General features: G+C 58.1%; 20 protein-coding genes and 1 pseudogene. 3 read left to right on the top strand and 18 right to left on the bottom strand.

Annotated elements, in window-relative coordinates; translation table 11 throughout:
• Positions 1-106: 106 nt before the first annotated feature.
• The 10 genes from AC2FIT_RS14315 to AC2FIT_RS14270 all read right to left on the bottom strand — a co-directional run bounded on the left by AC2FIT_RS14315 (position 107) and on the right by AC2FIT_RS14270 (position 15830).
• The gene (locus AC2FIT_RS14315) at positions 107-1600 is read right to left on the bottom strand and encodes a DUF1254 domain-containing protein (protein ID WP_496830527.1); all 1494 of its coding nucleotides are present in this window, start codon (positions 1598-1600) and stop codon (positions 107-109) included.
• Between the two features lie 337 nt (positions 1601-1937).
• Entirely contained in the window at positions 1938-2837 is a 900-nt protein-coding gene (locus AC2FIT_RS14310) for a SphA family protein (RefSeq protein ID WP_496830525.1), read from the bottom strand.
• Between the two features lie 294 nt (positions 2838-3131).
• On the bottom strand, positions 3132-4127 hold the full coding sequence (locus AC2FIT_RS14305; RefSeq protein WP_496830523.1) for an efflux RND transporter periplasmic adaptor subunit: 996 nt from the start codon (positions 4125-4127) through the stop codon (positions 3132-3134).
• A gap of 58 nt (positions 4128-4185) precedes the next feature.
• Positions 4186-5727 carry a DUF1254 domain-containing protein gene (locus tag AC2FIT_RS14300; RefSeq protein ID WP_496830521.1) on the bottom strand — a complete coding sequence of 514 codons (1542 nt, stop codon included), beginning with the start codon at positions 5725-5727 and terminating at the stop codon, positions 4186-4188.
• Between the two features lie 387 nt (positions 5728-6114).
• Entirely contained in the window at positions 6115-7353 is a 1239-nt protein-coding gene (locus AC2FIT_RS14295) for a carbohydrate porin (RefSeq protein ID WP_496830519.1), read from the bottom strand.
• 277 nt (positions 7354-7630) lie between these two features.
• Positions 7631-8974 (bottom strand): metal-dependent hydrolase family protein, encoded by a 1344-nt coding sequence (locus tag AC2FIT_RS14290; RefSeq protein ID WP_496830517.1) that lies wholly within the window; start codon positions 8972-8974, stop codon positions 7631-7633.
• 301 nt (positions 8975-9275) lie between these two features.
• The gene (locus AC2FIT_RS14285; protein WP_496830515.1) at positions 9276-10823 is read right to left on the bottom strand and encodes a DUF1254 domain-containing protein; all 1548 of its coding nucleotides are present in this window, start codon (positions 10821-10823) and stop codon (positions 9276-9278) included.
• A gap of 308 nt (positions 10824-11131) precedes the next feature.
• Positions 11132-12235, bottom strand: a complete 1104-nt coding sequence (locus tag AC2FIT_RS14280; RefSeq protein WP_496830513.1) for an alpha/beta hydrolase — start codon at positions 12233-12235, stop codon at positions 11132-11134.
• Positions 12236-12602: 367 nt separating this feature from the next.
• Complete coding sequence (locus tag AC2FIT_RS14275; protein WP_496830511.1) at positions 12603-14132, bottom strand: DUF1254 domain-containing protein; 1530 nt, start codon at positions 14130-14132, stop codon at positions 12603-12605.
• 168 nt (positions 14133-14300) lie between these two features.
• On the bottom strand, positions 14301-15830 hold the full coding sequence (locus AC2FIT_RS14270; RefSeq protein WP_496830509.1) for a DUF1254 domain-containing protein: 1530 nt from the start codon (positions 15828-15830) through the stop codon (positions 14301-14303).
• A gap of 47 nt (positions 15831-15877) precedes the next feature.
• Between AC2FIT_RS14270 and AC2FIT_RS14265 the strand changes: the two genes are divergently transcribed.
• The gene (locus AC2FIT_RS14265) at positions 15878-16048 is read left to right on the top strand and encodes a hypothetical protein (RefSeq protein ID WP_496830507.1); all 171 of its coding nucleotides are present in this window, start codon (positions 15878-15880) and stop codon (positions 16046-16048) included.
• 21 nt (positions 16049-16069) lie between these two features.
• Here AC2FIT_RS14265 and AC2FIT_RS14260 read toward each other — a convergent pair whose 3' ends face one another.
• Positions 16070-16864: a hypothetical protein gene (locus tag AC2FIT_RS14260; RefSeq protein WP_496830505.1), complete on the bottom strand. Its 795-nt coding sequence runs from the start codon at positions 16862-16864 to the stop codon at positions 16070-16072.
• A gap of 76 nt (positions 16865-16940) precedes the next feature.
• The gene (locus tag AC2FIT_RS14255; RefSeq protein ID WP_496830503.1) at positions 16941-17954 is read right to left on the bottom strand and encodes a helix-turn-helix transcriptional regulator; all 1014 of its coding nucleotides are present in this window, start codon (positions 17952-17954) and stop codon (positions 16941-16943) included.
• Positions 17955-18146: 192 nt separating this feature from the next.
• On the opposite strand from AC2FIT_RS14255, the gene AC2FIT_RS14250 reads away from it, so the two are divergent.
• The gene (locus tag AC2FIT_RS14250; RefSeq protein WP_496830501.1) at positions 18147-18527 is read left to right on the top strand and encodes a helix-turn-helix transcriptional regulator; all 381 of its coding nucleotides are present in this window, start codon (positions 18147-18149) and stop codon (positions 18525-18527) included.
• Positions 18528-18767: 240 nt separating this feature from the next.
• Positions 18768-20732 (top strand): mechanosensitive ion channel family protein, encoded by a 1965-nt coding sequence (locus tag AC2FIT_RS14245; protein ID WP_496830499.1) that lies wholly within the window; start codon positions 18768-18770, stop codon positions 20730-20732.
• Positions 20733-21180: 448 nt separating this feature from the next.
• Here the strand turns inward: AC2FIT_RS14245 and AC2FIT_RS14240 are convergent.
• From AC2FIT_RS14240 to AC2FIT_RS14215, 6 genes and pseudogenes are all read right to left on the bottom strand, one after another.
• Positions 21181-21363: pseudogene (locus AC2FIT_RS14240) on the bottom strand (tyrosine-type recombinase/integrase); the annotation flags it as partial.
• Positions 21312-21776, bottom strand: a complete 465-nt coding sequence (locus AC2FIT_RS14235; protein WP_496830497.1) for a hypothetical protein — start codon at positions 21774-21776, stop codon at positions 21312-21314. The gene AC2FIT_RS14235 and the pseudogene AC2FIT_RS14240, both read right to left, overlap by 52 nt.
• A gap of 6 nt (positions 21777-21782) precedes the next feature.
• Complete coding sequence (locus AC2FIT_RS14230; RefSeq protein WP_496830495.1) at positions 21783-22124, bottom strand: hypothetical protein; 342 nt, start codon at positions 22122-22124, stop codon at positions 21783-21785.
• A 43-nt stretch (positions 22125-22167) separates the two neighbouring features.
• A complete protein-coding gene (locus tag AC2FIT_RS14225; RefSeq protein WP_496830493.1) occupies positions 22168-22581 on the bottom strand; it encodes a hypothetical protein in 414 nt (137 codons plus the stop codon).
• Between the two features lie 117 nt (positions 22582-22698).
• The gene (locus AC2FIT_RS14220) at positions 22699-23133 is read right to left on the bottom strand and encodes a DUF6632 domain-containing protein (protein ID WP_496830491.1); all 435 of its coding nucleotides are present in this window, start codon (positions 23131-23133) and stop codon (positions 22699-22701) included.
• A 24-nt stretch (positions 23134-23157) separates the two neighbouring features.
• A complete protein-coding gene (locus AC2FIT_RS14215) occupies positions 23158-25080 on the bottom strand; it encodes a DUF3604 domain-containing protein (RefSeq protein WP_496830489.1) in 1923 nt (640 codons plus the stop codon).
• Positions 25081-25136 lie beyond the last annotated feature (56 nt).

The raw sequence follows: 25136 nt of genomic DNA, 5'->3' as shown, positions 1-25136 counted from the left end.
CACATGATCGATTGCCAATCAGCGTTTGGTCCAACGGCCGCCTCCAAAAAAACAACGCCGGGGCCATTGCCCCGGCGATATCCAGTTTTCGGCTGTCGGCTTCGTCTTACTTGACCTCGACAACCTCGCCCGGCCGCCATTCGCCATCGTACCAGGCCTGTTCGGGGCCATAGATCCGCCACAGCATGTTCCAGCCCTTGCCGGGAATGGTCTGAACCCAGTTGTCCGCGCCCTCCGGTCGTTCCGGACCGAAGTACACATCCCAGGTCCCGTCGTCGTTCTGCACAACGGATTCGTCGATGCTTGTGACGGCCGGGTACGGGTCGTCGACCTGAAGCATAGACCGGGTCATGTTGTCATAGACCGTGATATCCCAGAACCGGCGGGCCGGGACATTGGCGGGCACATGCACGTGATAAGTCTTGGCCCCGTCCAGCGCATTGCCTTCCGAATCGCGCAGGCCAATCACGTATTGCGACCCGGCGCCGACCGGAGGTTTCACCATCGCCGGTGTGATGCCGGTTGCATAGAAGTGGAACCGAGCGCGCGAGTTGATCAGGCTGACGCTGTCATTCAGGAATTCGTAGCTGCCTCCGGCAAAGCCCTTTTCCCAGCTCTTGCTATCGGGCCAGATGATGCGGTTTTCGTCGCGGTTGGCCCAGATGATCGAGCGTTGCGCCGCGGTGCCGACCGCGGCTGCCTCGGCAAGAATTTTCTGCATCCGTTCATCCGGGGCAAAGGGTTTGCCTTTTTCGATGCCAATCGACCGCAGCAGGCCCAGCATCTCCGCGTCCTGCGCCGCATTCGGCTCTTCCTGAACAATCTCATTGACCTCTTCAAAGAAGGTCGCGTCCTGCGCGTGCAGGGTATTGAGTTCTTTCAGGGCCACATCGACCCAGTTCACCTCTTTGGGTTCCTCCCCCATGGGGTACAGGCGGAAATGGGATTTCATGTTGTCGACCACCGGGTCGGCTTCGAAATTCGTCATGAACCCCCGGATAGCAAGCCAGTGACCGTACGTGTCGGAGTGACGCACGATATACCCTTCGGGGAGGTCTCCCTGGTATCCTGGAGGCACCAGCAAGTACTTGCCGCCCTTTCCCTTGTCCGGGCCGGCGTTGCCGAAATCGGTCACATAGTGGAACCAGGCGTTGTCGATGATGCCGAGAACGTTGGGCGGCGTTTCCATGATCATTGGCCCGTCTTTCAGGTCGATCCACATGAATCCGTAGACCACGGTGGTGTTGCCGGTCAGCAGCAACCCCTTGGAGTCCAGTCGGCCATGCCAGTACATCATGGTTTCATTGTCAGGGCCGAATTCGCGGATGCCCCTGCGGAACCCGGCCAGAGATGCGGCGGGCGTGGTCATGATCATCGCCTCAACCGCGCGGCTGAAATCAAGGTGATCCCACAGCGCCTGCGACGTTTCCGGGGTTGGAACGCCGTCGACGAATTCCAGCGTCCCGATCCGGGTTTCGGATCTGTCAGGCGTGACGACATTGGCCGGAATATCGGTGGTGTTCGCATACGTAGGCGACTCTGCCAATGCGGATGTCGCCAGAAGGCCCAAGCCCGCTGTGGCCGACAGTAAAATTTTCATTTCAGTTCTCCTATGAGATGGCTTTTTTGGTATGTTCCCGGACCCACACGAGGCTTTTGCGCCCGGGAACTATGCGTTTTGCAGGCGTTGAGACTGCCGCACTGTGTTGAATGTCTGGGTTCGAGGTCACTCGACCGGCTCAATTCAGCTCCGTCACCAGACGTCGCAGTTTCTGACGGTTTCATTACCTTGATGGGTCGCCTTGCCATCACGATCTCCCCGGACATCCGATTTCGCACAGACCCGGATCGAATTGCTCTGTGCTTGGTTTGATCCTAGATTCGTCGTCGCGCGCAATTTGGTCCGATCGCGCCACTGCGGAACGCGGCGATGCGGATCAAAGTGGGAAACTCAGGGTAAACATCACGCCACCGCCTTCGACCCTGTTTTCGACACCGAATTCCTTGTAGCCGCGCAGGTTTGCGAATACCTCGGTTCCATTGGCCTCGAACCCCCAGCTGATTTGCGGCCCGATGCCATAGGTCTGCCCCTTGAAGTCATCCAAAATCGCGGGCTGACCGCGATCCGCTGTCAATTGGCGGTAGGCGAACCCAACCAACCCAACCGACACGGTGTCAGAGACGAATTTGGACACCCCAAAATCAAGATGCGCGTCGATGCCGTTCTGATAGCCTGTATCGGAGTTCTCGAAATTGTAAGTCAGCCCGGCGGTAACAGAGAATTCCCAACCGGTTTCCGGGTTGAAGTAGGTGTAAGCCCCCCCGACATCGATGGCCGCGTGGCCAAGCCCCAGATTGGAGAGGCGCGTCGGATCGTAGTTGCCAACCGGAATGTTGCCGGTGACATAGGCCATGTAGTTATGGACCCCTTGGTTCCAGAAAAGTTGTGCCGTCGGGTAAAGGTCGCTTATGCTGGTGACGTCATCTGACGCAGAAGTTGATATGCCTCCGACTGACACGTCTGCGGACACGCTATTGCGCGCCGGAATGAACGCGATCGAAAAACTTGGACGGCCGCCAAGAATTGTCGTGTCGGGTGTATAGGCGGGGACGAAAAACTGGCCGAAATAGTCGGCATCGACGCCAAGCTTCACATCGCCGCCGAATTCCAGAGGCTGATTGGCATTCGCCTGTGCGGAATACCAGTACGAAACCAAAGCCAGAGACATACCCGGGTCCGGTGCCACGGCGGCAAAGCTGCCGTATTGTCCGGGAAGCCAGAAACTTGTTCCACCCTCATCAGCCCGGGTCGGCGCTCCAACTGTTGTAGCGAGCAACAATGCTGCAGCTACGACGTTGCGGCCGGTAGACGATAGAAAAGTAAACTTAAAATCGGATTTCTTTCGGAGCATTTGCTTGGTGCCTGGGCTTGGAGTGGGTGTTGTGAAGCTGCAAGACACCTTTGTTGTGACCGATTTCGTCACTTGCGTTTGGTCCTATCGCGCCACGGTCTCAGCATTCAGGGTTCGCAGTGGGACCGCGCTCAACCTGATCTGAGGGGCCACGGGTCCAAATACGGAGCCGCGGCTCCGCCCCACTTCCTGTACCCTCTTCTGTGGGAAACCAATTGTTCAGTCGCTTGTGATTTCTCTGACTGCGTCCTCGTCAATCTCGGTCAGAACCCTGACACGCATACCCGGCCTGAGAATATGTTGGGGGTTGTCGAATTCAGCCCACAGTGTGACCGTTCCCTTATCTTCGTTCAGAATGCTGCTGGCATGGGTCGGCTTGGACGGGATCGGATAGATCAGAGTGTCCGTCAGCATCAGCCTGATATTCAGGAGACCGAGAAACTCATCCGGAGAGTTCAGCGCGGTGGAATGGAACAATTCAACCTGTTCTGCGTAGGGCTCTTCATAGGCCACCAGAACAGGGTCAAGCTGAACAATCCGCGCCAATGGAGCGCCGGTTTCGGCTTCGACATAGGCGCCAACGGATACATTCGGAGGGCCGACGATTCCCGAAATGGGTGCCCGGATCACTGTGCTTTCAAGGTCGATCCGTGCCCCGTCAAGGGCAACTTCTGCCAGAGCCAAGGCAGCTTGCGCGCCAGCCAGTTCGGCTTTCGCTTTTTGCAACTGTGGTTTTGTCACGGTACCACGCTCAAAAAGTGTCTGGGCACGGAGGTAGTTCTCATTGGCCAGTTCGGTGTCAGCCTGGGCCCCAAGAAGGCTCGCTTGAGCGGTTCTGACGCGCAGTTTGAATTCCGTGGGATCCAAAGTGAACAGCGGATCGCCCGCTTCCACGCTCTGCTCCGCTGAAAAATGGATCTGTGCAACCACGCTATCAAGCGTGCTTGCGATATCGGTCTGGTTGGCCGCGACGACGCGCCCGTCAAAACTCACATCCTTGGCCGCGCTTCGGAGCAGATCAATCAGATCTGACGCGTCCTGATTCGTAGTTTGCGCAACGACGCTACCACCAATGAGAACCTGCAAAAGCAGCGTAACCAGGGCCACATGCACTTGCGCCCTGGCTCTGGCCGCCGCCAGCACGCGCTGTATCGCGTATGACGCGTGTCCACGTGTGTTATCCGGTGTGGCGTTTCGGATTTCTGGTTCGGTCATCGCATCCATCCCGTGGCTGTTCTGCGGCCGGTTCTGCAACCGGCCGCAGATTTTCTACTCACTGCACCAGTTCAATCTCTCCGGGTTGCCAACTGCCATCCAGCCAGGGCTTGAGCGGGCCGTACATCCGCAGCGCGATGAACCACCCCTTGCCGGGAACGGTTTGAAGCCAGTTGCCCTTTTTGCCGGCGGGGGCCTCCGGCGAGAAGTAGATGTCATACGAGCCGTCTGCGTTGGCTTCGAACCCTTCGGTCTGACTGCCCAGCGTCGGAAACTGCTGGTCGGTCTGCAACTGGGACCGGGTCTGGGTGTCGTACATCGTAACCGCCCAGAAATCCTTGACCGGCACATTTGCGGGCATCGTCAGCTTGTAGGTCTTCGACCCATCGAGGGGGCGCTTTTCGCTGTCCAGCATCGCCATGGTGTAATCCGACCCCTTGCCGGCGGTCCGGATCGCCATGGCCGGCGAGACCACGATATAACCGTAGTGATAGGTCGTCCGCCCATCCAGGTTGCGGCCCTTACCCCGCATGAAGAACGTGTTGCGGTCGGGATAGGCCAGCACCCAGGCGCTGTCCGCTCCAAAGGCCTGCACGCCGGTATCGCGCGGGAAATAGGTGTAGTTGCGTGCGATGCCTTCGCCGATCTTCGCCGCATCCTGCAGGATCGCCTGCATCCGTTCATCGGGGGCGAAATCCTTGCCCTTCTCGATGCCGATCGCTGCGATCTGGCCGGTCCGCTCAACGCCCAGGAAGCCTTCGGGCTCTTGCTGGATCACCTCGTTCAGCCCGGAATAGAAACTGGCATCGGTGGCAACAACCGTGTTCATCTCCTCGCCGGACACGTTCACGAATTCCATTGCCGGCGGGGTGTCCGCCTGCGACAGCGGATACACCTTCAGGTTGTCGCGGATGTTCCTCGACGCGGTAAAGATCGCCTTGTCGATGGGCAGGCTGTTGTCGAGATAGCCGCGCATGAAGTTCCACACGCCAGAGGTATTGGACTTAACAACGAAATACCCGTCTGGAACATCGCCATCATAGCCCGGTGGCAGCACAAGGTATTTGCCGCCCTTACCCTTGTCAGGGCCAGCCGCGCCTAGGTCGGTCATGTACTCGAACGCCATGTCGTCAAGCACGCCAAGCATGCCTGGCGGAAGTTCGATCACAGTCGGACCGTCCCGTCCGAGATCGAGGAAACCGATGGCATACATCGTCGACGTGTTCCCCGTGAGAAACAGCGACGTTGAATCCATGAGCGTGTCAAAAATGCAGATCTGATGCGCCGCGTCGGCACAACCCGCAGCGCGTTGGCCTTCGCGCAGGGCATAGGCCGACATGGTCGGCATCGTGTTCAGCATCACGTCGACCGCGCGGGACCTGTCGAGATAATCATAGAGCGTCTCGACGGTTGCACCGGTTGGAACCCCGTCACGATAGGTCAGCTTCCCAAGGGATGTGTCCACGCTGTCCGGCGTGGTGATCGAGTCCGGCAGCTCGGTGGTCATCTGCATGTTCGGGGCGTCGGCAAGCGCCGAAGCAGCGCCCAGCGCAAGCAGACTGGTGCTCAGAATTGCCGATATGTGTGTGAATGGTCGCATTTCTTTCTCCCGCGGGTGTGCCGGCCCGAACGACTTGGGCCGCAATTGAACTGACCCAGATATCGTCGATTCGCTTCGGGCGTTTTGGTCATGTCGCGCCAGGGGAATGGCCGCGCGCTGTCACAAGGCGCAGCGATTTCGGGTCACGGCCCCGCATTGACGCAGGACATGGGCAGGACCGGGCCGGGTCTGCGACAATGCGGCCAGACCAGACGGGTACTCTGTTTCCTTTGCAGGCTTCGAAGAACCATCTCGTTGCAGTTACCCTGTTCCACCGATCTGTCGGACCGCTTTCACCGAGGAGAAGCCAACAATCGGCTTTTTTTCTGCCGCCTTGTGAATACGTAGGAATGCCGCCAATCGTTTTCTGGTCATTTCACGCCACCCTCAGAAAGTAATCCTCACCCGCAACCCGGCGACCCATTCACTGTCAACACCCGGTGCAAAGGCCGGATTGGCGAGATACTGGATATCTGGTGTGATCTGCACGTTGGGCAGTGGTTGATAGCGATAGAATGCCTCGGCAGTGTATTGATCGCGCGATTGCCCACTTGTTGTTCCTTGCGGCGCTTTGCTCCAATTCAGGCCGATGCCCAACTGATCCCGACCATTGAACAAGGAGTACCCCGTACCGATGCTGATACTGCGATCGACCAGCGCACCGCCTCCGTCGGCATAGCCAGCCCTGAAAAACGGTGTCCAGCGCTCTGCCACCGTCCGGCCGCCATGTACCGCGACGCCCCACCCGCTGCCGATTCCGGCCGCGCTGCGTGCATCTATTTGCCAGGCACTCAGGTGGAAATTGTCGCTGAAACGGTTGGCCCATGTGTCGTACCACCCGATTTCGACGTGCTTGAAGGTCTCACCTGTATCGAAAAGGTTCTTTATGCCCTGAACCGGATCATCGGGCTGGCCATTTGCGTCCGCAATCCCCGCCGTGAAGTAATAGTTAACGCCAAACCGCCACCGAATTGCTGCGCCGAGTCCCTGATTTGGGGCCGGGATGGTCGGGTTGGTCGAAAAGGCGAGATTGCTGAAGCCGGTCCACGGACTGCCCAAACCATATACATCCACATAGTCGGTGGTATCCACGATGCCGGCAACAAAGGCGACGCGGTTGTTGTCAAAGGACTGCTGCCAGAACAGGTTGGTCAGTATCTGGCCTGCATCGCTGAAGGTGATCGACGTCAGACCGGCGTATCCGATCGACGGCCCCAACCCCTGCGGCGCGATTGACGTGCCAAGCCGGTGCCGGCTTTCGACCTTGAAATGCACAGCGCCGGTGTCCGCCGTACCATTTCCGACCAGGGTCCAGGTCCCATAAAGGCGGAACACACCACCGACGGCATCCCGGGTGCCCACCCCGCTCCCGTTGGCGGATTGCGCCATCAGGTTGATATCGCCACCAAATGTCAGGCCCTGGGCCGATCCCAATGGTGCGTTGGATGCAGGCGCTTTCTGTTTCTTGTCAGACTTGAGCTGATACTCAACACTGGAAGGCCCCCCAAAAACGGAGGGATTGGATTTCACGGTATCCGCATTGGCTACCGACAGTTGGATGCTTATCAAGGCGGCCAAAACCATTGCCCAGATATTACGGCTTGGGTGCAGGCCTCTGTATGTCATCTTAATTTGAAGCTCGATCCATAAAGTTCAATTGCCCGCTCCTACAGACACTTCGTTGTATATCGTTAGCCCGCCAAACCCGGAGGCCGCGCTGGATACCGGTTCATCAGTCCCATTGCTGGGTTCCTGGGACGCTGCAGCCATCGACACCAGACTCAGAGCAATCAGGGGAATGTGTTGGCGCAGGTGTCGGAGTAAGGCGCAGATTCGGTCCATGAAAATGTCCCATCCGCTGCAGCCGCCGCAGGTCGGCGACAGCTGCAGCGTGCAGCGCTATCTACAGCGCGTTCTTGTAAACCTTGCCGTCCTTCATAATGAACGCGAGGTTATTTTCATAGTCCTCCACGATTGACACGTCCTCCAGAGGATTACGGGTATAGATCAGAATGTCCGCCATGGCGTCTTCTTCGATGACGCCTATTTTGCCGTACGGATTTCGTTGGCCAGTCATGCCGACGATCTTGCCGCCGTTACCGGTCGCCTGGACCATGATCTCGGCTGACGTAAACCACTCCTTTCTGAGCCCGAGGTCCTTCAGCTGGTCTTTGCGGCCCTCGTAGCTGAACAGGAGGTCGGTTCCGAAGCCGATAAGCAAACCGTATTTCTTTGCTAACTTCATAGCTTCGCTCGTGCCCTCCATCGCCTTCTGCAACTTCGCCTTGCGAATCGGGTCCGTATAAAGCGGTTTCAGCTGAGCCAGAACCTGTACCGACGGCACATAGACGACGTCATTCTTCGCCATGAGTTGTGCGGCTTCTTCATTGAGCAGTGATCCATGCTCGATGCTTCTTACACCGTTCTCCACGGCCCGGATGACACCATCAGGCGAGTGACTGTGCGCCATAACGTAGGTCCCGTAGTCTGCAGCTGCATCAACCGCAGCCCGAATTTCCTCGGGCCGGAATTCGACGACGTAGAGCGGGTCGGTGAAAGAAGACACGCCGCCTGCGACCGCAATCTTGATCTGGGTGGCACCGAGAAACAGTTGTTGACGCGTCGCCGCTGTCATTTCATCTACGCCATTGGCAAGCAAAACATGCCCGGAAACCTCGCCCGGCCCCAGAGGGCCGCCCCATTTCTTGGGCAGAGCATTCGGGTTCTGGGGTCGAAAGTCACCATGACCGGAGTATTGCGATATCATCGCGCCTGCCGGGTAGATGCGTGGTCCGGGTACCAAACCCTGGTCGATCATGCGCTTCAACCCGAACGCATTGCCTGCGGCATCCCGCATCGTGGTGACACCACGCAACAGCATCTCGCCCATCTCCATGGCCGAGTGAATCTGAACATAGGCCTGGTCACCTTCCATGTATTCATCTTCCTCGACACCCATCGTGGCGTGCGAATGCGTGTCGATCAGACCAGGTGTCAGGAAACCGCCCTTGCCGTCGATGACCTCCGCGTAACCCTGCTCAGAACCACCGGAATCGACGATAGCGGAGATTGTATTATCGGTTACAACGACGTCTTTTCCGGAAATCAGCGTGCTGTTCTCTCCGTCAAAAATCTGGACGTTCTTTATAAGGATGTCCTGAGCCATTGCTGCCGACACGCTGAACGAAAGGATCAGCAACATGGCCATGGACTGTCGAAGCATTATGCTCCAAACGCTGTGTTTCATTTCTAACCTCCCTAAGAGTTGCTATGCGAATTAATGAGGGCTGACCTAGTCAGGGTATAGTAAGTGTAAACACCCTCTTCCTTCTGATTCATATTCGTACGATACGCTCGGTCCGGGGCTGGTTTTGGTCATCTCGCGCCAGGGGAATGGCCGCGCGCTGTCACAAGGCGCAGCGATTTCGGGTCACGGCCCCGCATCGACGCAGGACATGGGCGGGACCGGGCCGGGTCTGCGACAATGCGCCAAATGCAGAGGGGCCGGGGAGACCCCCGGCCCGCCGATGCTTGTCCAATAGTTGGGTCTATTCGACCATCACCACATCATTGGGCACCCAGGTCTTGTCGTTGAAGGCCTTGAGCGGTCCGTAGTAGCGGATGTAGGCAAAGAACCCTTGGTCCGGCAGCGTTGGGACCCAGTTTTGCTCCGGGACGTCGGCAGGTTTCTCGGCGGCAAAGTACAGGTCCACCGACCCGTCCGCGTTGGCCTCGGGGGCAGGTGTCTGCTGGCTGCTGATGCTCGGGTACGGCCGGCTCTGCAACTCGGACCGCGTCCAGGGGTCGTAGAGCGTGACCGCCCAGAACAGCGCCACCGGCACGTTCGGCGGCATCGTCAGCTTGTAGGTCTTGGACCCGTCCAGATAATCCCCCGACGCATCCTTGTAGGTCGTCTGATACCGTGACCCCGTGCCTTCGGGCATCTGCATCGCCATGGCGGGGGTGATCCCGTCGGCGGTGAAGTGGAACGTGGTCCGGGCCTCGAGATTGAAGTAACCCTCAGGGTCGAAAGTCGAGCTGTCTCCGATGAAAGGGCTTTCCCATTTCAGGCCGGGGTAAACCACGGCGTCCGGCTGGCGGCTTTCGAACGCGATCACGCGGGACATGGCCACGCCCTCTTGCGCGGCTTGCTCAAGGATCTTCTGCATGCGCGCATCGGGCTCGAACGGCTCGTTTTGCTTGATGCCCAGAGACGCCAGTCTGCCGAGCAACTCCTTGCCGAAGGCGTCGGCCGGTTCGTAGCTAATGATCTCATGCATCCACTCGAACGCCGAGGCATCCTCGGGCACCAGCGAATTCCAGGCAACATTGGTGGCGTTCTCGACAACCGGCGGGCGGGGGCCGTCCTTCAGCGGATAGATCTTGGCCCCGTCCTGGAAATACGCGATGGCTTTGTCGCCCAAGCCGACCTTGGCCGCATTCGCCCGGATGAACGAGAAGTTCATGTAGGTTTTTGAGCGCACGACGAAATAGCCGTCGGGCACCTCACCATCATAACCCGGCGGCAAAATCAGGTACTTTCCGCCCTGACCCTTGTCCATCCCGGTCGGGCCGATGTCGGCGCCAAACAGGAAGCTGTGATCGTCCAGCGGCCCCATGACCCCCGCCGGCACTTCGAACACTGTCGGGCCGTCCCGTTTCAGGTCGAAAACGGCAAAGGCATACAGGCTCTCGGTGTTCCCGGTCAGGACCAGCGCACTGGAATCGAGCCGGTCCGCGGTCACCCGGATGTGAGAGCTGTCTTCCATCCCGAGGTCGCGAACCCATCCCTTCATCAGGCCATGCGCCGACAGTGCCGGGTACATGTCGAGGTAAAGTTGCGTGGCGCGTTGAAGGTCGAGTTCATCGAAGACCTTTTGTGCGGTCTCTTCGGTGGGATAGCCGCCGGGGAACTCAAGCTTTCCGAAGCGTGTGCTAATGGTCTCGGGGGCGGGCTTGAAATCCCCCGGAGCGTAAATCGGTTCCGACTTGGCCATGTCGAAAAATCCTGGTGCCTGTTCGGCCAGCATCGGGCCAGCCACCAGTGTGGCAATCAGCCCCGCGACCGTCGAGTTCAAAAGTGGTAACGTTTTCATTCGTGTGTTCCCTTCTTGCTGAGGAAAGGAGGACCCCCCCTTTCCTTCTGACCCGTACGATACGCCCGGTTCGGGGCCGGGTTTGGTCATCTCGCGCCAAATGAGAACGGGCCGGAACGCCTGTTCCAGCCCGTCCTTTCGATCACTCGATGCGTTTGACTTCAGCCCCGTCGTCTCGTCGATCCCGGCAACTGAACCGCAAAATAAATCCGACGACGATACCGCATTCCAACACTCCTTCTTTGCTTTCAAAGTGAAGTGTTACGTCGATCTATTGGGGCCGCCGCCCTAAGCAGACTTTTAAGCCGCTAGTTGTTCGCGGTTACAACGCGCACAGGCAGGTCTCCAATGACTTGCTCCAAAACAGTTTGCTGTCGCGATCCATAACCCGGAGCATTGTTCAGCCCACGCCCAATGAGCTGGACCACTTGAGGAGATCCGGAGAACTTCGAGTGACTTCCCGTTCTCGAGTCCTCGACCTGCGAGAGATCGATCGCCGTCACTCCAAGCTTGCTGAGCTCTTCTGCGTCAGAAGCCCCTACTCGAGGGACGCCGCCTGCGATCCGGCGCGAAGCAAGCAATGCAGAGTCATCTTTGGACAGTAGAACAAAGAAGCGATCAAAAGTTGTGTTGATCTCGCCCATTTGCGACCGGAACAAATCAATATCAATATCCGGCGACGCAAGCACCACATTTTGGAGCCGACCCGTTCGATTGAACTGACCCTTCTGTGCAACGTCAACAATTGCTTCCATAGTCAAAAATCCACCCATTGAATGGGCGAAAACGTGATATTTCGTAGCAATGCTTCGGCTTAAAATCTCGGCAGCGTCAATCAAAAGTGGTCGCGCTACAAGGGCGCTATTGAGGTCATAGACGTATCGGGAGAGGCGACCTGCCGAAGCCCATGTGAACAGAACTGGCACACCATTAAATCCACTATCCTCAACGAATTGGCCCACCTGCAGAATGGCATCGCTTGTCGTCATGTTGTACCCATGAACGAACAGCAGTAGTTCACGTTGTGATGCAGAGCGGGATCTGAGCTCCGTGTTTAGAGAAGATAGAAACGCGTTTTGTGAAGCGTATGTGGAAGGCTCAATTACGGCAAACTCGGTTCGAGGATCAGGTGGCAAAGATTTTGGACGCTTCAACTGACCTGCTACATGGGTTGGGGGTACTGACACTTCGACCGAAGCCATGCCCAATTCATCCGCTCTGAGTTCGGAAAAGAGAGCCCCAATGACCTCTGTGTCTTCGCGTGTTGTGACGATGAACACCTTGTGTTTTGTGGCTTCAACAACTGATCTGGTGGGTATTTCGGGATTGTCGATCCCGATGAGCTCTGGCGCACGGGCACAAGCGGTAACCGTCAGAATTAAAACGAGCGCCAAGAGACGTATTGAGATCATAGTGAAATCCTAATCCGGAGAGCATGAGTTACTGAAATGCAACGCTGCGAAACCAACCTGCTCCGCTCAAATAAAGTCATTCTGACAAGACCCATCCGATGAATAGATCGGCTCCGACTTGGCCATGTCGAAGAAACCCTGCGATTGCTGGGCCTGCACCGGGATTGCCAGCGCCGTGACAAGAAATCCTGCGGTCGTTGTGCCGAAGAGTGGAAACGCATTTATGTGGGTTTCCCTTGCAGTTGATGAGGCGCGTGCGGCCCCCTTGTGTCTGACATGAAGGTAGCATTGTGCAGGGCGCGAATTTGGTCATTTCGCGCCAAGTGGCGCGGGGCCGAAACATGTGCCGCGGCCCCGGTTCTTTCGGTTACTCGACCAGTTCGATTTCGCCTGGGCGCCAGCTCTTGTTGAGCCAAGGCTCAAGCGGGCCGTAGGCGCGGAAGATGATGAACCAGCTCTTGCCGGGGATCGTCTGTATCCAGTTTCGCTCGTCCACGCCTTCGGGTAGCTCAGGCGCAAAGATCACGTCATAGGAGCCGTCTGCATTTTGTTGCAGCCCCTCGCCAAGGCTGTTGACGCCAGCAAACTTTTGATCAGTCTGCAGCATGGACCGGGTCTGGGTATCGTAGATCGTCACCGACCAATTATTCTTGACCGGGACCTCTGGTGGCACATGCAGACTGTAAGTCTTCGCGCCATCCAGATCCTGGTGTTTCGAGTCGAGGCCGGCGATCAGGTAGTCCGAGCCTGCACCGGGTTTCGTAAGAGCCATGGCAGGGGTCACGACGACCGCGTTGTAATGCATCCACAAGCGGGAGTCGAAACGGCGTGCACCGTCCTTCAGGAAGTAGGTGTCCTTGTCCGCGAAAGCCATCACCCACTCACTGTCCGCCCCTTTGAAAACGCGATGACCGGGGTCGCGCGGGTACACAGTGTTGGCGCGCGCATAGGCGTTGGCGATGGCCACCGCATCGGTCAGGATATTTTTCATCCTGGCGTCGGGCTCGAATGGCTGGCCCTTGACGATGCCAATTGAGGCGACCAAGCCAGTCGTCACCGGATCAAGCCAGCCGACCGGTTCTTCCTGTATCAGTCTGTTCAGGTCTTCATAGAAGCTGTAGTCGTTTGGGGGGATTGTCTTGTATTCTGCCAGTCCCGACATATTGGTGAACGCCATCGGGGGTGGATTGTCCCGCTTGGCCAGCGGGTAGACCTTCAGGTTGGCCTTGATCCGGTCGGTCGCTTCCTCGACGCCTTTCTCCACATAGCCGCGCATGAAGTTCCACACGCCATAGGTCTTTGACCTGACGACGAAATAGCCTTTGGGTACGTCACCCTCGTAGTTCGGGGGCAACACCAGATACTTGCCGCCCTGGCCCTTGTCAGCGCCGGCGGCGCCGATGTCGGCGATGTAGCGGAAGTACATGTCGTTGAACACGCCCAGAACGCCTGGTGGTACCTCGACCACCGTTGGCCCGTCCGTTGCCAGATCGAGGAAGCCCCAAGTATAAAGTGAGGTGTTGTTCCAGGTCAGAACCAGTGGTTTTGAATCCCCCAGTTCCTCGGCGATCACAATCTGGTTGGAGCCGGTGAGGCCGATATCCCGCATGCCCTGACGCAGATGGTACATCGAGACCGCGGGGATCATGTTGATGAAGACCTCGACGGCCCGCGCGCGATCGACATAGTCGTAGACCGTCGAAACCGTGGCATTGTCCGGGACGCCGTCAAAGAAGTTCAGCGTTCCGATCGATGTCTCCACGCTGTCCGGCGTGGTGATCTGGGGTGGAATATCCGTGGTCATGCCGTAGGTCGGTGTTTCTGCTGACCCGACCGTGCATGTCAGCGCCAGCATGCCGGCGCCCAATATCGTGGTTCTGAGGTCGGTAGGTATCATGAGTGTTCTCCAGGACAATTTGAATGGAAACGATTGGCAATTGGGCCTTTGCGAGTCGTAGTCTAATGATCGGAGAGGCGGGTTTTGGTCATGATGCGCCAAAAACGGAAACGGGCCGGGGCATGTGCACCGGCCCGAGAATTTTGGGTCATGGGATTGGCGGCGATGTCAGCCGTCGAGCTTTTCAAAATCGTTCAGAACCCAGGTTTTCTCGATATAACCCTCGGTCGGGCCATAGAAGCGGAAGACCACAAAGAACCCTTTGCCGGGGTCCGTGGTGATCAGGTTCCGCTCGAACCCTTCCGGTGCCGATTGGCCAAAATAGAGATCGACGGAACCGTCTGCATTCACAACCGGGTCGGTATCGCTGCCCACCGTAATCTCGCCTTCGGAGCCGAGCAGACCACGGGTTGCCGGGTCATAGGCGGTCACGGCCCAGAAGCGTTTGACGGGCGGGGCCGCAGGCACGGTCAGCTTGTAGGACGCGTCGCCCATCAGCACGCTGTCATTGGCGTCGCGAAACGCGGTCAGGTAGGACGTGCCGACACCCGGCGTCGTGCTGAGCAGGTTGGGCGAGACGACGATGGCCGGGTAGTGCCAGAGCGTGCGGGCATCGATATCCGCCGCGCCGTTGGGCCAGACGAACTCGGTATTGCGGACGAACATCTTCTCCCATTTGCGGTCCGGCCAGTAGTGGATGTCCGGATCGCGCGAGGCATAAACGATTGTGCGCGCCATCGCCGTGCCCTGCTGTGCGGCCCTGTCGAAGATGCCCTGCATCCGTGCGTCGGGCGCGAACGGTTTGCCTTTCTCAATCCCGAGCGTGGCAAGTCGGCCCAGCAGTTCCGCATCGAAGAGCGATGTCGGCTCGTGCTGGATGATCTGGTCGAGCATCGCGAAGAACGACCCGTTTTCCGGCGGCAGCGGGTTCATGCCAACCGCACTGACATTGATGTATTTGCCGGTCCGGTCGGGGGTGTCGAGCGGATAGACCTTCAGGCGCTGGCTGAACCAGTCGACGGCCTGATCACCGGTACCGACATCAACGAAGGCGCGCATCATCGCCCAGATACGGTAGCTGTTTGAGCGCAGCACGAAATACCCGTCGGGCACATCGCCGTCATAGCCGGGCGGAAGGAACAGGTATTTGCCGCCTTTGCCCTTGTCGGGACCGGTCGCACCGAAATCCGTCAGATACTTGAAGGCCGCGTCGTTGGCCGTGCCGTACATGCCGGGTGGGATTTCGACCACCGTTGGCCCGTCTTCCTTCAGGTCGATCGAGGCGACGGCGTAGATGGTCGAATTGTTGCCGGTCAGGTAAGGCTGGTTGGTGTTCATGTAATCCGCCATCACGCCGATATCCGAGGCAGTCTTGAAGCCAAGATCCCGCGCCTGTGAGCGCAGGATGGCGTAAAGCGACATGTGCGGAAAGAAATCCATGAAGGCCTGCGTCGCCCGCTGCAGGTCCATTTCGTCATAGACACGTTGAGCGGTCTCGGGCGTCGGGAACCCGCCGCCATCGAATTGCAGCGCACCAAAGCGCGTTTCCATCGTGGCGGGGGCTGAGATGAAGTCAGCTTTGGTCTGTGCGCCGTCCGGATTGTCGAAGAGCGAGGTTGAGAGTCCTGCGTCTTGTGCGAAAGCGGGGGCTGCGAAGGCTACGGCAGCCGTAAGAGTAAGAAAGCCAGCGCGTGTCATCTCATGTCCATTTCATCAATTCAGGTTGTTAGGTTGCCTGTAAATGCATGCAAGCTTTGATTCGTCGCGTTATCTTTATGGTTTACGGCGGAGAGTCGGTTTGGTCAGATCGCGCCATCCAGACTGGTGTGGTTCTGACAGACAGAATTCTGTTCCACCTTGCGCCGGGCAAGTTTGACGCTGAGATTGAGTGCGGTGACCGGCGAATGATCTGCTGACTGGCGGACGGCTGTGGTCGTTCAGAAGGTGAAACTCAGGCCTGCCATCAGGCCCTTCATCTCCACATCGTAAACAAAGCTGCCGTTCTGGCGATCGACTGACATCCAGCGATACCCAATCACAGCGGAAGTCACAGGCGTGAACTGATACCCGACTGCCCCGAATAGATCGAACATGCTCTCGGACCCGGCTACAAACCCGCCTGTATAGGCCCAGCCGGTCAGGTAGACGGTATCTGACATATCCACGCGTCCGCGCAGGCCAATCACCGGATCAAACCAGCTGTCTTTGCCAGACGCGGACACAGCAGGAACGACTCCAGCAGCAAGGTTCAAGGAGGTATCAACGCTCCAGTATCTCAAGCCGGCACTGCCCCAGACCTCACTGTTTTCGTCGTTGGTCAACAAGTATTCTGCAGAGAGACTGTAGACCTTGTTTGTTGCTTTGACGGTTGCCGTCCCAAAGGCAGGTGCCAATGCGTCCGTTGCGTTCTCAAGCTTGATGTATTGCAAGTCGCCCGTGATGCCCCAACGACCCTTCCGTGCGTTTCCGACAATCATCCCAGCAGCTTCAAGGTTATCCAAGATATCGCTAAAGCTGGCATCCGCTTCGACCGGAGGTAACCCGGGTATGGTTGCGACTGTTCCAGCCAGGCTTGACCCCCATAAGTAAGGTGCAATCGTGAAGGTCCAGTCGTCTTGCGTCTGATCGTCAGTCGCCTGCGCGGGATTTGCCAGGCAGGTGGTCGAAAGGAGGATTGCGGCCAGTCGATACAAGCATCCCTTGTGGTCGCGATCTTTTTGTTTGTCATACATAGCGCGTGAGTTCCTTTTCTCGGCACCCATCAGTTTGACGCGCTCAGGAGAGTTGGTTTGGTCCGATCGCGCCAGATCAGGCGGCAAGATCCTGACAGAGCATCTCGCGGCGGTACTTGCCGGGGCTTATCCCCGCGATACGCCGAAAACTGCGCCCGAAATTGGACTGGTTTTCATAGCCAAGCGTCATTGCCACGTCGATCAGCTGAATCTCGGGATCCCTCAACATCTCGGTCGCCATTTCGAAACGGGTAGTTTCGACCAACTGTGAATAGCTGACGCCGGATTGCTTGAGTTTGCGTTGCAGCGTTCGTTGGCTGGTGCCGGCAATTTCGGCAAGGACATCAATCTTGGGCGCCGTCTGGCGCAGATAGGGACGCAACAGGCGTTTGAGATTGCCCACGGTATCGAGCGCGCAGGGCAGGATGAGCGCGGTCTCGGGCGATGATGACAGGGCATAAACCGGTTTGCTCATCGCCAGAACCGACGTGGGCACGACGATCGAGGTGTGGTTCGATTTCTTGATGAAGCGCGTTCTGGGATTGGCCTGTTGCGCGGCATCGCAAACGTCGAAATCTGATTTGAACCGAATCTCGTCCGGGACCCATGTTCTGCCAGTGATACTGCGCACTGTCTCGATCAGCACCATGACCTGGGTCCATTCCGAGATGGAGACGCCGCCCAACCCTTCGGGCGGGGCGCCGTCGCAGAAAATCTCGGTCGTGCCATTGGATTTGATCACGCCAACCCGCGTGTCGGTATCTTCCAGTCTGATCAGCTTGGCCAGACCATCGAGTCGCGCGTTGACGGTGGGCATTGGATGCAGTGCCTCGGTCAGTTCGTCACTGAAGGTCGACGCCGAAAAATGTTGCGCCCACAGCCAGCCAAGATCATCGATACCCTCGCGACGCGCATTTCGGTCAAGGAACTCCATGGCGAGGATATTGCCGATGAAATCCTGTGGAGTCTCCTCCACCTGAACGGGCAGTTTTCCCATCTCGAGTTCCCGTTCGACCGGTGCGCCGATGTCGCGCAAAACCTCGATGAACGGGATCAGATAGGCCGCTCTGCATACCGAGATGTTTTCCATCGTCCCCCCTTTGCCCCAAAGCCGATGATATCGCGATTATGGAATGGGTCCACATTTATCACTCTTTTTGACCGGCTTTGGTCATTTCGCGCCAACCCGGAACAGCACCCCGGATGGCGCAGACGGACCAAAAAACCATGTGTCATCGTGCGAGTCTGGCGGCATCAGTGACAGTTTCCCAAAGGCACCACTTTGATCCAGCGCAAGAACTCTCAAGAAAATATACAGGCGATTGAGCGCGCCATACGATGCGCGGCGCTCACCGGCTGTCCCAATCTGAACGATGTCGCCCGAACACTGCGCGTCAGCCCCAGATCGCTGCAGCGGTCTCTGATGGAAAACGACACAACATTTTCGCGGATCGTTGAACGATACAGGCGACAGATGGCGTTCCAGTTGCTGTTGCGCGAAGACATGAGCATTTCCGAAATCGCGGAGCGCGTCGGGTACACCGACACCAGCAATTTCGGTCGTGCCTTTCGGAAGTGGACCGGGCAGTCGCCTCGGAAGTGGCGGGAAAATCTGTCAGGGGACCTGAGCTGCGGCTCCGCGAACCGACGAACCCGCGACTAACCACCGCAAAAAGGCAATCAGGCGCAGAACGGGATTTCGGTTCGTTTCCTGTCGCACGCGCGGCCTGAACTGCCATGGTCAATGCAATCCGGCATGTTGGCGCCAAATGACCAAAACGGACGCTGTGCATCTTTATTCATGGTGGCGAAGGTCCGGCGCCGTCTGCGGGTATGTGCAAATCAAACTTCAACGCGGACGACTTGGGCCCGACAAATGCGTTTCTGATCCGACGGAGAAAACATGGCTATCTTCAGGTCCCTGCTCGTGGCTTTGGTTTCGTTGTTCTGCGCATCTCAGGTTTTGGCGCAAACGGCGAACCGTGAAATCGAGACCAGTGAGCCAGGGTTGGCGATCCACGCGACCGAAGCTGTGGGAATCGCCCCAATCCGGACGGAGAGCCCACGCAGCACTTTGCAATCATTGTACCGGTTGCGCGACGACCTGGAAACCGCCCTGGCGACATACTGGAAGCAACAGAACAGGGCGAACGCGGCTCAGATCACTTTTGTGATGGGACAGATCAGAGCCTTGATCGATCTGTCTCGATTGCCAGGGTCGTCGCGTCGCGAGGTCGGGACGGAAACGGCCTTGTATCTTCTTGACATCCTCGGGAGGGTCAAAACCATCGACGCTGCGGTCCTTCCCGGGACTGACGACCTTGATGATCAGCCCACCACCGGCTTTCGTCTGCCCGGCACACCACTTCGCATCATTGAAATCGTGGAAAGCGACCGCGCTGGCGAGTACCTGTTTTCCGCGGACACAGTCCGGAGCGCCCCCAGGTTCCTTGCTGGCTTGAGGTCGCTTCCACTTCGGTCATCCCTTCCCATTGACTCCTGGGACACCACGGGGCGGCAGATTGCCGGACCATGGATCCCGCTCGCCGTGATCGCGAAACTGCCAGACTTCACAAAACGTTCGCTTCTTGACACTCCGGTCTGGAAGACTCTTGTCGTCACCTTGTTGACGATTGCGACAGGCTTTGTCTTGCGCTTCTGGCACCGACTTTTGGTCAATCGGCTGACAAACGACCCGGTTTACATTGTCCGTCTCAGGATCCTGAGCCCAATCGCCATCATGATCAGCGCTCTCTGGCTTCAGCACGTGTTTTCCTTTCAGGTCAACACATACGGGCGGTTCTTCGATCTGACTGAATCCTTCTTGATCTTGGTGTTCTACGTTGCGGCGACATGGGCTTTCTGGGGAGTATCCAGAGCTTTTTTCGAAACCATCATGGTTGATCCCAGACTCGCGAACCAAAGCCTCGACCACAGCTTCGTCAGGCTGGTGGGGCAGATTATTGGCGTTATTGGCGGCGTCCTGATCCTGGGGCTTGGAGGACATGAACTGGGCTTGCCTGTCTTCAGCATGGTCGCAGGCCTTGGGATCGGTGGCGTTGCCGTGGCTCTTGCCGTCAGGCCGACGCTGGAGAACCTGATTGGCGGTTTCATTCTGTTCATCGACAAACCGGTCCGGGTCGGCGACTACTGCACGTTCGGAGGTCAGAGCGGAACCGTTGAAAGCATTGGCGTGCGTTCGACCCAACTGCGCGCGATAGATCGCACACAGATTTCAATTCCAAATGCTCAGTTTGCCGACATGCAGATCGTCAACTGGGCCAAATGCGATACGATGCTAATCCGGGAAACGCTGGGTCTGCGCTTTGAGACGGACGCAGAGCAATTGCGGTATGTTCTCGCCAAGATCCGCGAAATGCTACACTCCCACCCTCGGATTGAGCCGGAAACGATCCGTGTCCGATTTATCGGCTATGGGGACTCATCCTTGAATGTCGACCTGCGCATCTATGCCAAAACACGGGAGTGGAACGATTTCTACGCGATCCGCGAGGATGTTCTCCTGCGGATCGGCGACATCGTGGACGGGTCCGGAACTGGCTTTGCCTTCCCGTCGCAGACACTCTATTTGAGCCGCGATCCCGGCCTGAATGCCGAACGCACGGAAAAAGCGCATCAGGAAGTCGCGAGCTGGCGCAGGCGGCGGGAACTGCCATTTCCACGCTTTTCCAGCACGGCGCTTGAAGGTCTGTCCGGCAAGTTGAAATATCCGCCACCAGGGTCTCCGGACTATTTTGCCACCGATGAGGAACTCGCCGAAGGCGGCGAAACATTGTCTGCGGATGAGACTGAAGATCCCGTGACAGAAGGTGCCGGGGTCGAGAAGCCCGATAAATCCGGCACTTGAAGTGCCCGGACCCAGGCCCGCCACGCCAAAGAACGCCCTTCTTTTTCAGGTTCGTCCGCTTCCGTCTGCGGCATTTGCATCGCATCTGTTCCACCGAAAGAAACAGCCGGCCGACGAGAAGCACGATGCAAGTCCTCACCCCTGTGCTCCCCGCTCGACGGTTTAGATCAAGTGTACAATACCCCCATCCCGAGAATTCAATTTGCCGCGCTGTTAACGAATGGCCACAATGCGGAAGCGACACTGCAGCACAAGCTGCGGTCGCCAAGGTCGACACTGGGCCATTCGGCGCCGTTAGAGCTCAGGGAGCGCATGACCGGTCTGTCCGCAATTCGGTCATCGAATCCAAATATTGCATGGTCTGGTATCCCAATGAGCGGCCGTTGGCGCCTCAACGTTCGGAACCCGTTTTGAGATGACGGACGGCTGCTGCCGTCCGCCAAAACCGTCAGATGTCAATCTTCTCGGCAATGCTCAACGCGTCGTCGAGCTCGACCCCAAGGTATCTGACCGTGCTATCAACCTTGGTGTGTCCAAGCAGGAGTTGGACGGCCCGAAGATTGCCCGTCTTCCGGTAGATCAGCGCAGCCTTAGTACGTCGAAGAGAATGCGTCCCGTACCCGCAAGGATAAGGGCCTCTATTGTCTGCCCAGAGGCGCGGAGTTCATCGACGGTCTTTCCGGCACAGTCGCCCTCCACCCGAAGCTCGGTGCGTTCGATCATGCCGTTAGCGTCCACTCTCGCGACCAAGTTGCGTGAACTCTGGTAGGTGGCGCTTCCGTCGGGTTGAAATTCCACTAGATAGCCGACCTTGCTATTGCCCTTCGGACCCGTACAGATCAGCGCGACTGGCAAGCCCTGCAGCTCGGCCGCCACACCTGGCACGCCATTGAATGACAGCATTGCAGCGATGATTGCCGCGGATAGGGTTTGGTAGTTCATTGACGCCGTCTTTCGCCGCGCATTCCCAACACCAGATCCAAGATCAACCCGAGGGTCGGAGACAAGCGCGCCAACCGGCGCATTCTGGGATCGGTGTTCCATGCTCCCTTACCGCCTCGGAATGACGACCTGCGCCTGCAGGCGGAAGCGCCAGCCTTCCGGTCCGCCTGCGGGCGACTCGGCCCAGTAGCCAACGCCCGCCTGCCAATTCACCGGGACCTTCCCGACCGGGGCGAGCTTTGAGATGCCAAAATTGACCGGCACGGACCACTGCTCGGCGTTCCAGTCGTAAGAGCTCTCGGAGCTCAGAGAAAACGTCCACGCATTGGCCGTCGAATAGGAAACAAACGGTTGGAGGAACGTGGTGCTAGTCGGCGTGGTCGGATTATCCTCGATATCCCAAAGGTGGTTGGTAAGGGCGCCGACGGTCCAGGGACCGTTGACCTTCAAGGCAATCGCGGTAGGACCCACGGCCCAGGTGTCCGTCGAGACATCAGTGTAGGTCGGCACCCGAACGACCGGGCCGACCCCCCCAGGTCAGCCCACCCGCTGTCGTGTCCGAATACCAAGCCGTCAAAAGGATATCGCCCAAGCCACTTTGCGAAGTTCCGGGAACAACATCCTCCTGCCAGACGTAAGGTATGATGGTGCGCGTGACGATGTTCGCACCGTTGTCGAGCGAGAACGGAATGACCGGCTGAAAGTTGAGCGTGGTGCGGTGGCCGGTGTCGGCCAGGCCCAGATTGGCGTCGTAGTTTAGCTGGAACGGCACCGAGATGATCGCCGCGATCGGGTTGGCCAATTGCTGGGCCAGGTCCGCGCCGTCTTGGGCCATGGCAGTGCTTGCAGCGACAGCAGCCGTAATTGTCGCTATCGCAAGTATTTTCATGTCAGGTTCCTTATTCATGGCAAGCACCTACACTCGGGCGGTTGGACGCGCTCGACGCCCGGAAAACGCCTCGAACCATGCGTTTCAGCCCCTTCGTGTCTCCCTCCCGTGAGTGGTGACGAAGAAACATGGCGCTTACCGGCCCCTCATCGGGTGCCAAATCCACATGATACCGGCGAGGATGATGGTCAGCGGGACGTCTGACCAGAGATGGGCATGTTCGTTCGGGTATATGAAGGCCTGCGGAATCATCACGATGCAGTGCAGCAAATTGGCGAGAATACCCCAATCAAACAGGGCGACGTTCCTTTCGGGATCATCGGCCCCGCGGACCAGAAGAATAGCCCATCCCACATAGAGGGCGACCAGCATGAACACGTAGGGGTGCATTCCGTCATAGGGCGATTCCGGATGCGCCGGACCGATCTGGAGCACTTCGGGAAGCACCCCCCAGGCAAATCCCGGGGAGTATCCGACGAACCCCAGAAGCAGGACGGGCACCAGGCCCCAGCCGACAACTCGCATGGCCAGGGAGGATTTCCGAAGATGGGCGTCCTGTGGGCTGCTCATGTCCAGTCTCCTATCCAAGCCGGATCAAGGCGTGTACCAGATCGGCGAGGTATAGGCGCGGTCCTGGGTCGTCATCGGCACCTCGCTGGGCATCGTGACCCCAAACCGCTTCGCGTCATAGGCCGTCCAGCGCGGTGTTGGGATCTCGATAACACGCACGTAGTAGAAAGCTCTCTGGCTTGGGTCGAAATCCGGGTCCTCCCAGTGAGCCATCAACATGGCTTCCCCGATCGAGTTGGTGTAGCTCGCATCGGCGACGTCGACGGTGCTGCCGACGGCTCCATCGCAACGGCGATTCTCAATGGATCGATCGTCGGAACAGGCGACGTCGTAGATCCGTTCTTCGGTGCTGCCATCGGCATTGAGCCAGCCCTTGATGATCTGGATGCGGTCGAGATTAGCACCATCGGGATCGCGCAAGGCGCGGATCATGAACGTGGGCGCCTTGCCTTCAGGGGCGCTTGTCAAGTTACCGCCCATCGGCACGCCGCGTGCGTAGCCCTGCGCGGCAAAATCGGGTCGCTGGACTTCATCGGGCTGGAAATCCCAGCCGCCGAATAGCCGCACCGTCAGGCGGGTACCGGTGCTGGCATAAACTTCCTTGCGGGCCATGGCGTCGAAAATCTCTTCGCGCGTGTTCTCTCTCGCCCAGACTGCGACCAGCCCCGACGCGACCAGTTGCCAGTCGTAGACAAGCACGTCGCCGGTTTTGGAGTCTTTCAGGAACACACCTTTATACCTGTCTGGCGAGGGGTCCTCACTCGGAAGCTTGCCAAAGTAGTTCTCCTCGCGTGTAGTGGTCATGCTGACGTGGTTATCGGTGCTGCCGATCATCCCGGCTTTGAAGGGATTGACCCCCAGCTTGTCCTCCAGCCGGAGCCCATTCTTCAGTGTCGACCGGGCGTATTCGTATTGCAGCATCCAGTCTTCCTTGGGGTTCCCAAAGGAATCGCCAAAGTCCCAGGTCCCGTAGTCCGCGAACTCGTCGTTGGGCGACAGGAAAGGGTGCGCTTCGCCGTCGCCCTTCTCCTGGGTCACCTCCATCAGGGGTTCCCAGCGCGCGCGCCGCTCGGCGTAGTCAGCGGTCATATCGCTGCCCTTGATGACCTCCGCGTACATCTGGCCGTTGCTGAGGTTGCCGTTGTGAGGGATCGCAAGGACCTGGCCGCCGGTATCCTCCTCGTATGCGGCCATGAATTCCCAAAGCTTCTCGGGATCCCCGCTATCGAAGGCGCTGAAGGGAAGGATCTGCTTGACCCGATCGGGTCCGTCGCGAAAGATCACGACCCGGTGCAGGTTGGCACCTGGAGGGCCAGAGCCTTCTCTTCCATTGCTGACCGTTGACCATTCGTACCCGTTGAGTGCGGTGAAGGTGCCGGGCTGGTTGTACTTGGAGGCAATGTCAACGACTTCGTCCCAGACGGAACGGCTGACCTTGGGGTCATCGAACCGCGGTACGCCGGACGTGAAGTCATTCTGCATGGAAACAACGGCTTGCCATGCTTCCTGCGGGCTCCCGTTCATTTGTGCGTACCACTCCTGACCGACGTCGGTTGCCAGCAAAGCGGGGTCTGCCTCGTTGAGCAGCTTGGCAATGCCGAGGTATTCCGCGTGGTCCGTTACCACCAGAAAGTCCAGCGGCCGGACCAGTTTTACCCGCAGGCCGGAGTTGGACGTGACCTCCTCGCCGCGGGCCAACCGGAAGCTCGTATCCGGGGTGTTGCTGTTCCCGATCAGGCCGCTGTCCACCGACAACGACGTATGGTGGTGGGCGTCGCCCCATAGCACCCGCTGCGGGAAGTGTTGATCCACATATGGCGAATAGGGTTCCGGCTGTTCGACCACGCGTCCCGGATCAGGCGTTCCTGTATCTTGTGCGTTGGCGCTGATGCTCATCGCTGAGACAAGGGCGGTGCTGGCCGCGAGTGCAAGACTGATTGACTTCATGAGGTTTCTCCTCTCGAACAAAGGTTTCCCGTACCACCAGGTGGCCGCACCGTTTG

It is taken from the genome of Ruegeria sp. YTSA135, from assembly GCF_059610165.1.
This window is presented reverse-complemented; position numbering and strand designations above follow the sequence as displayed.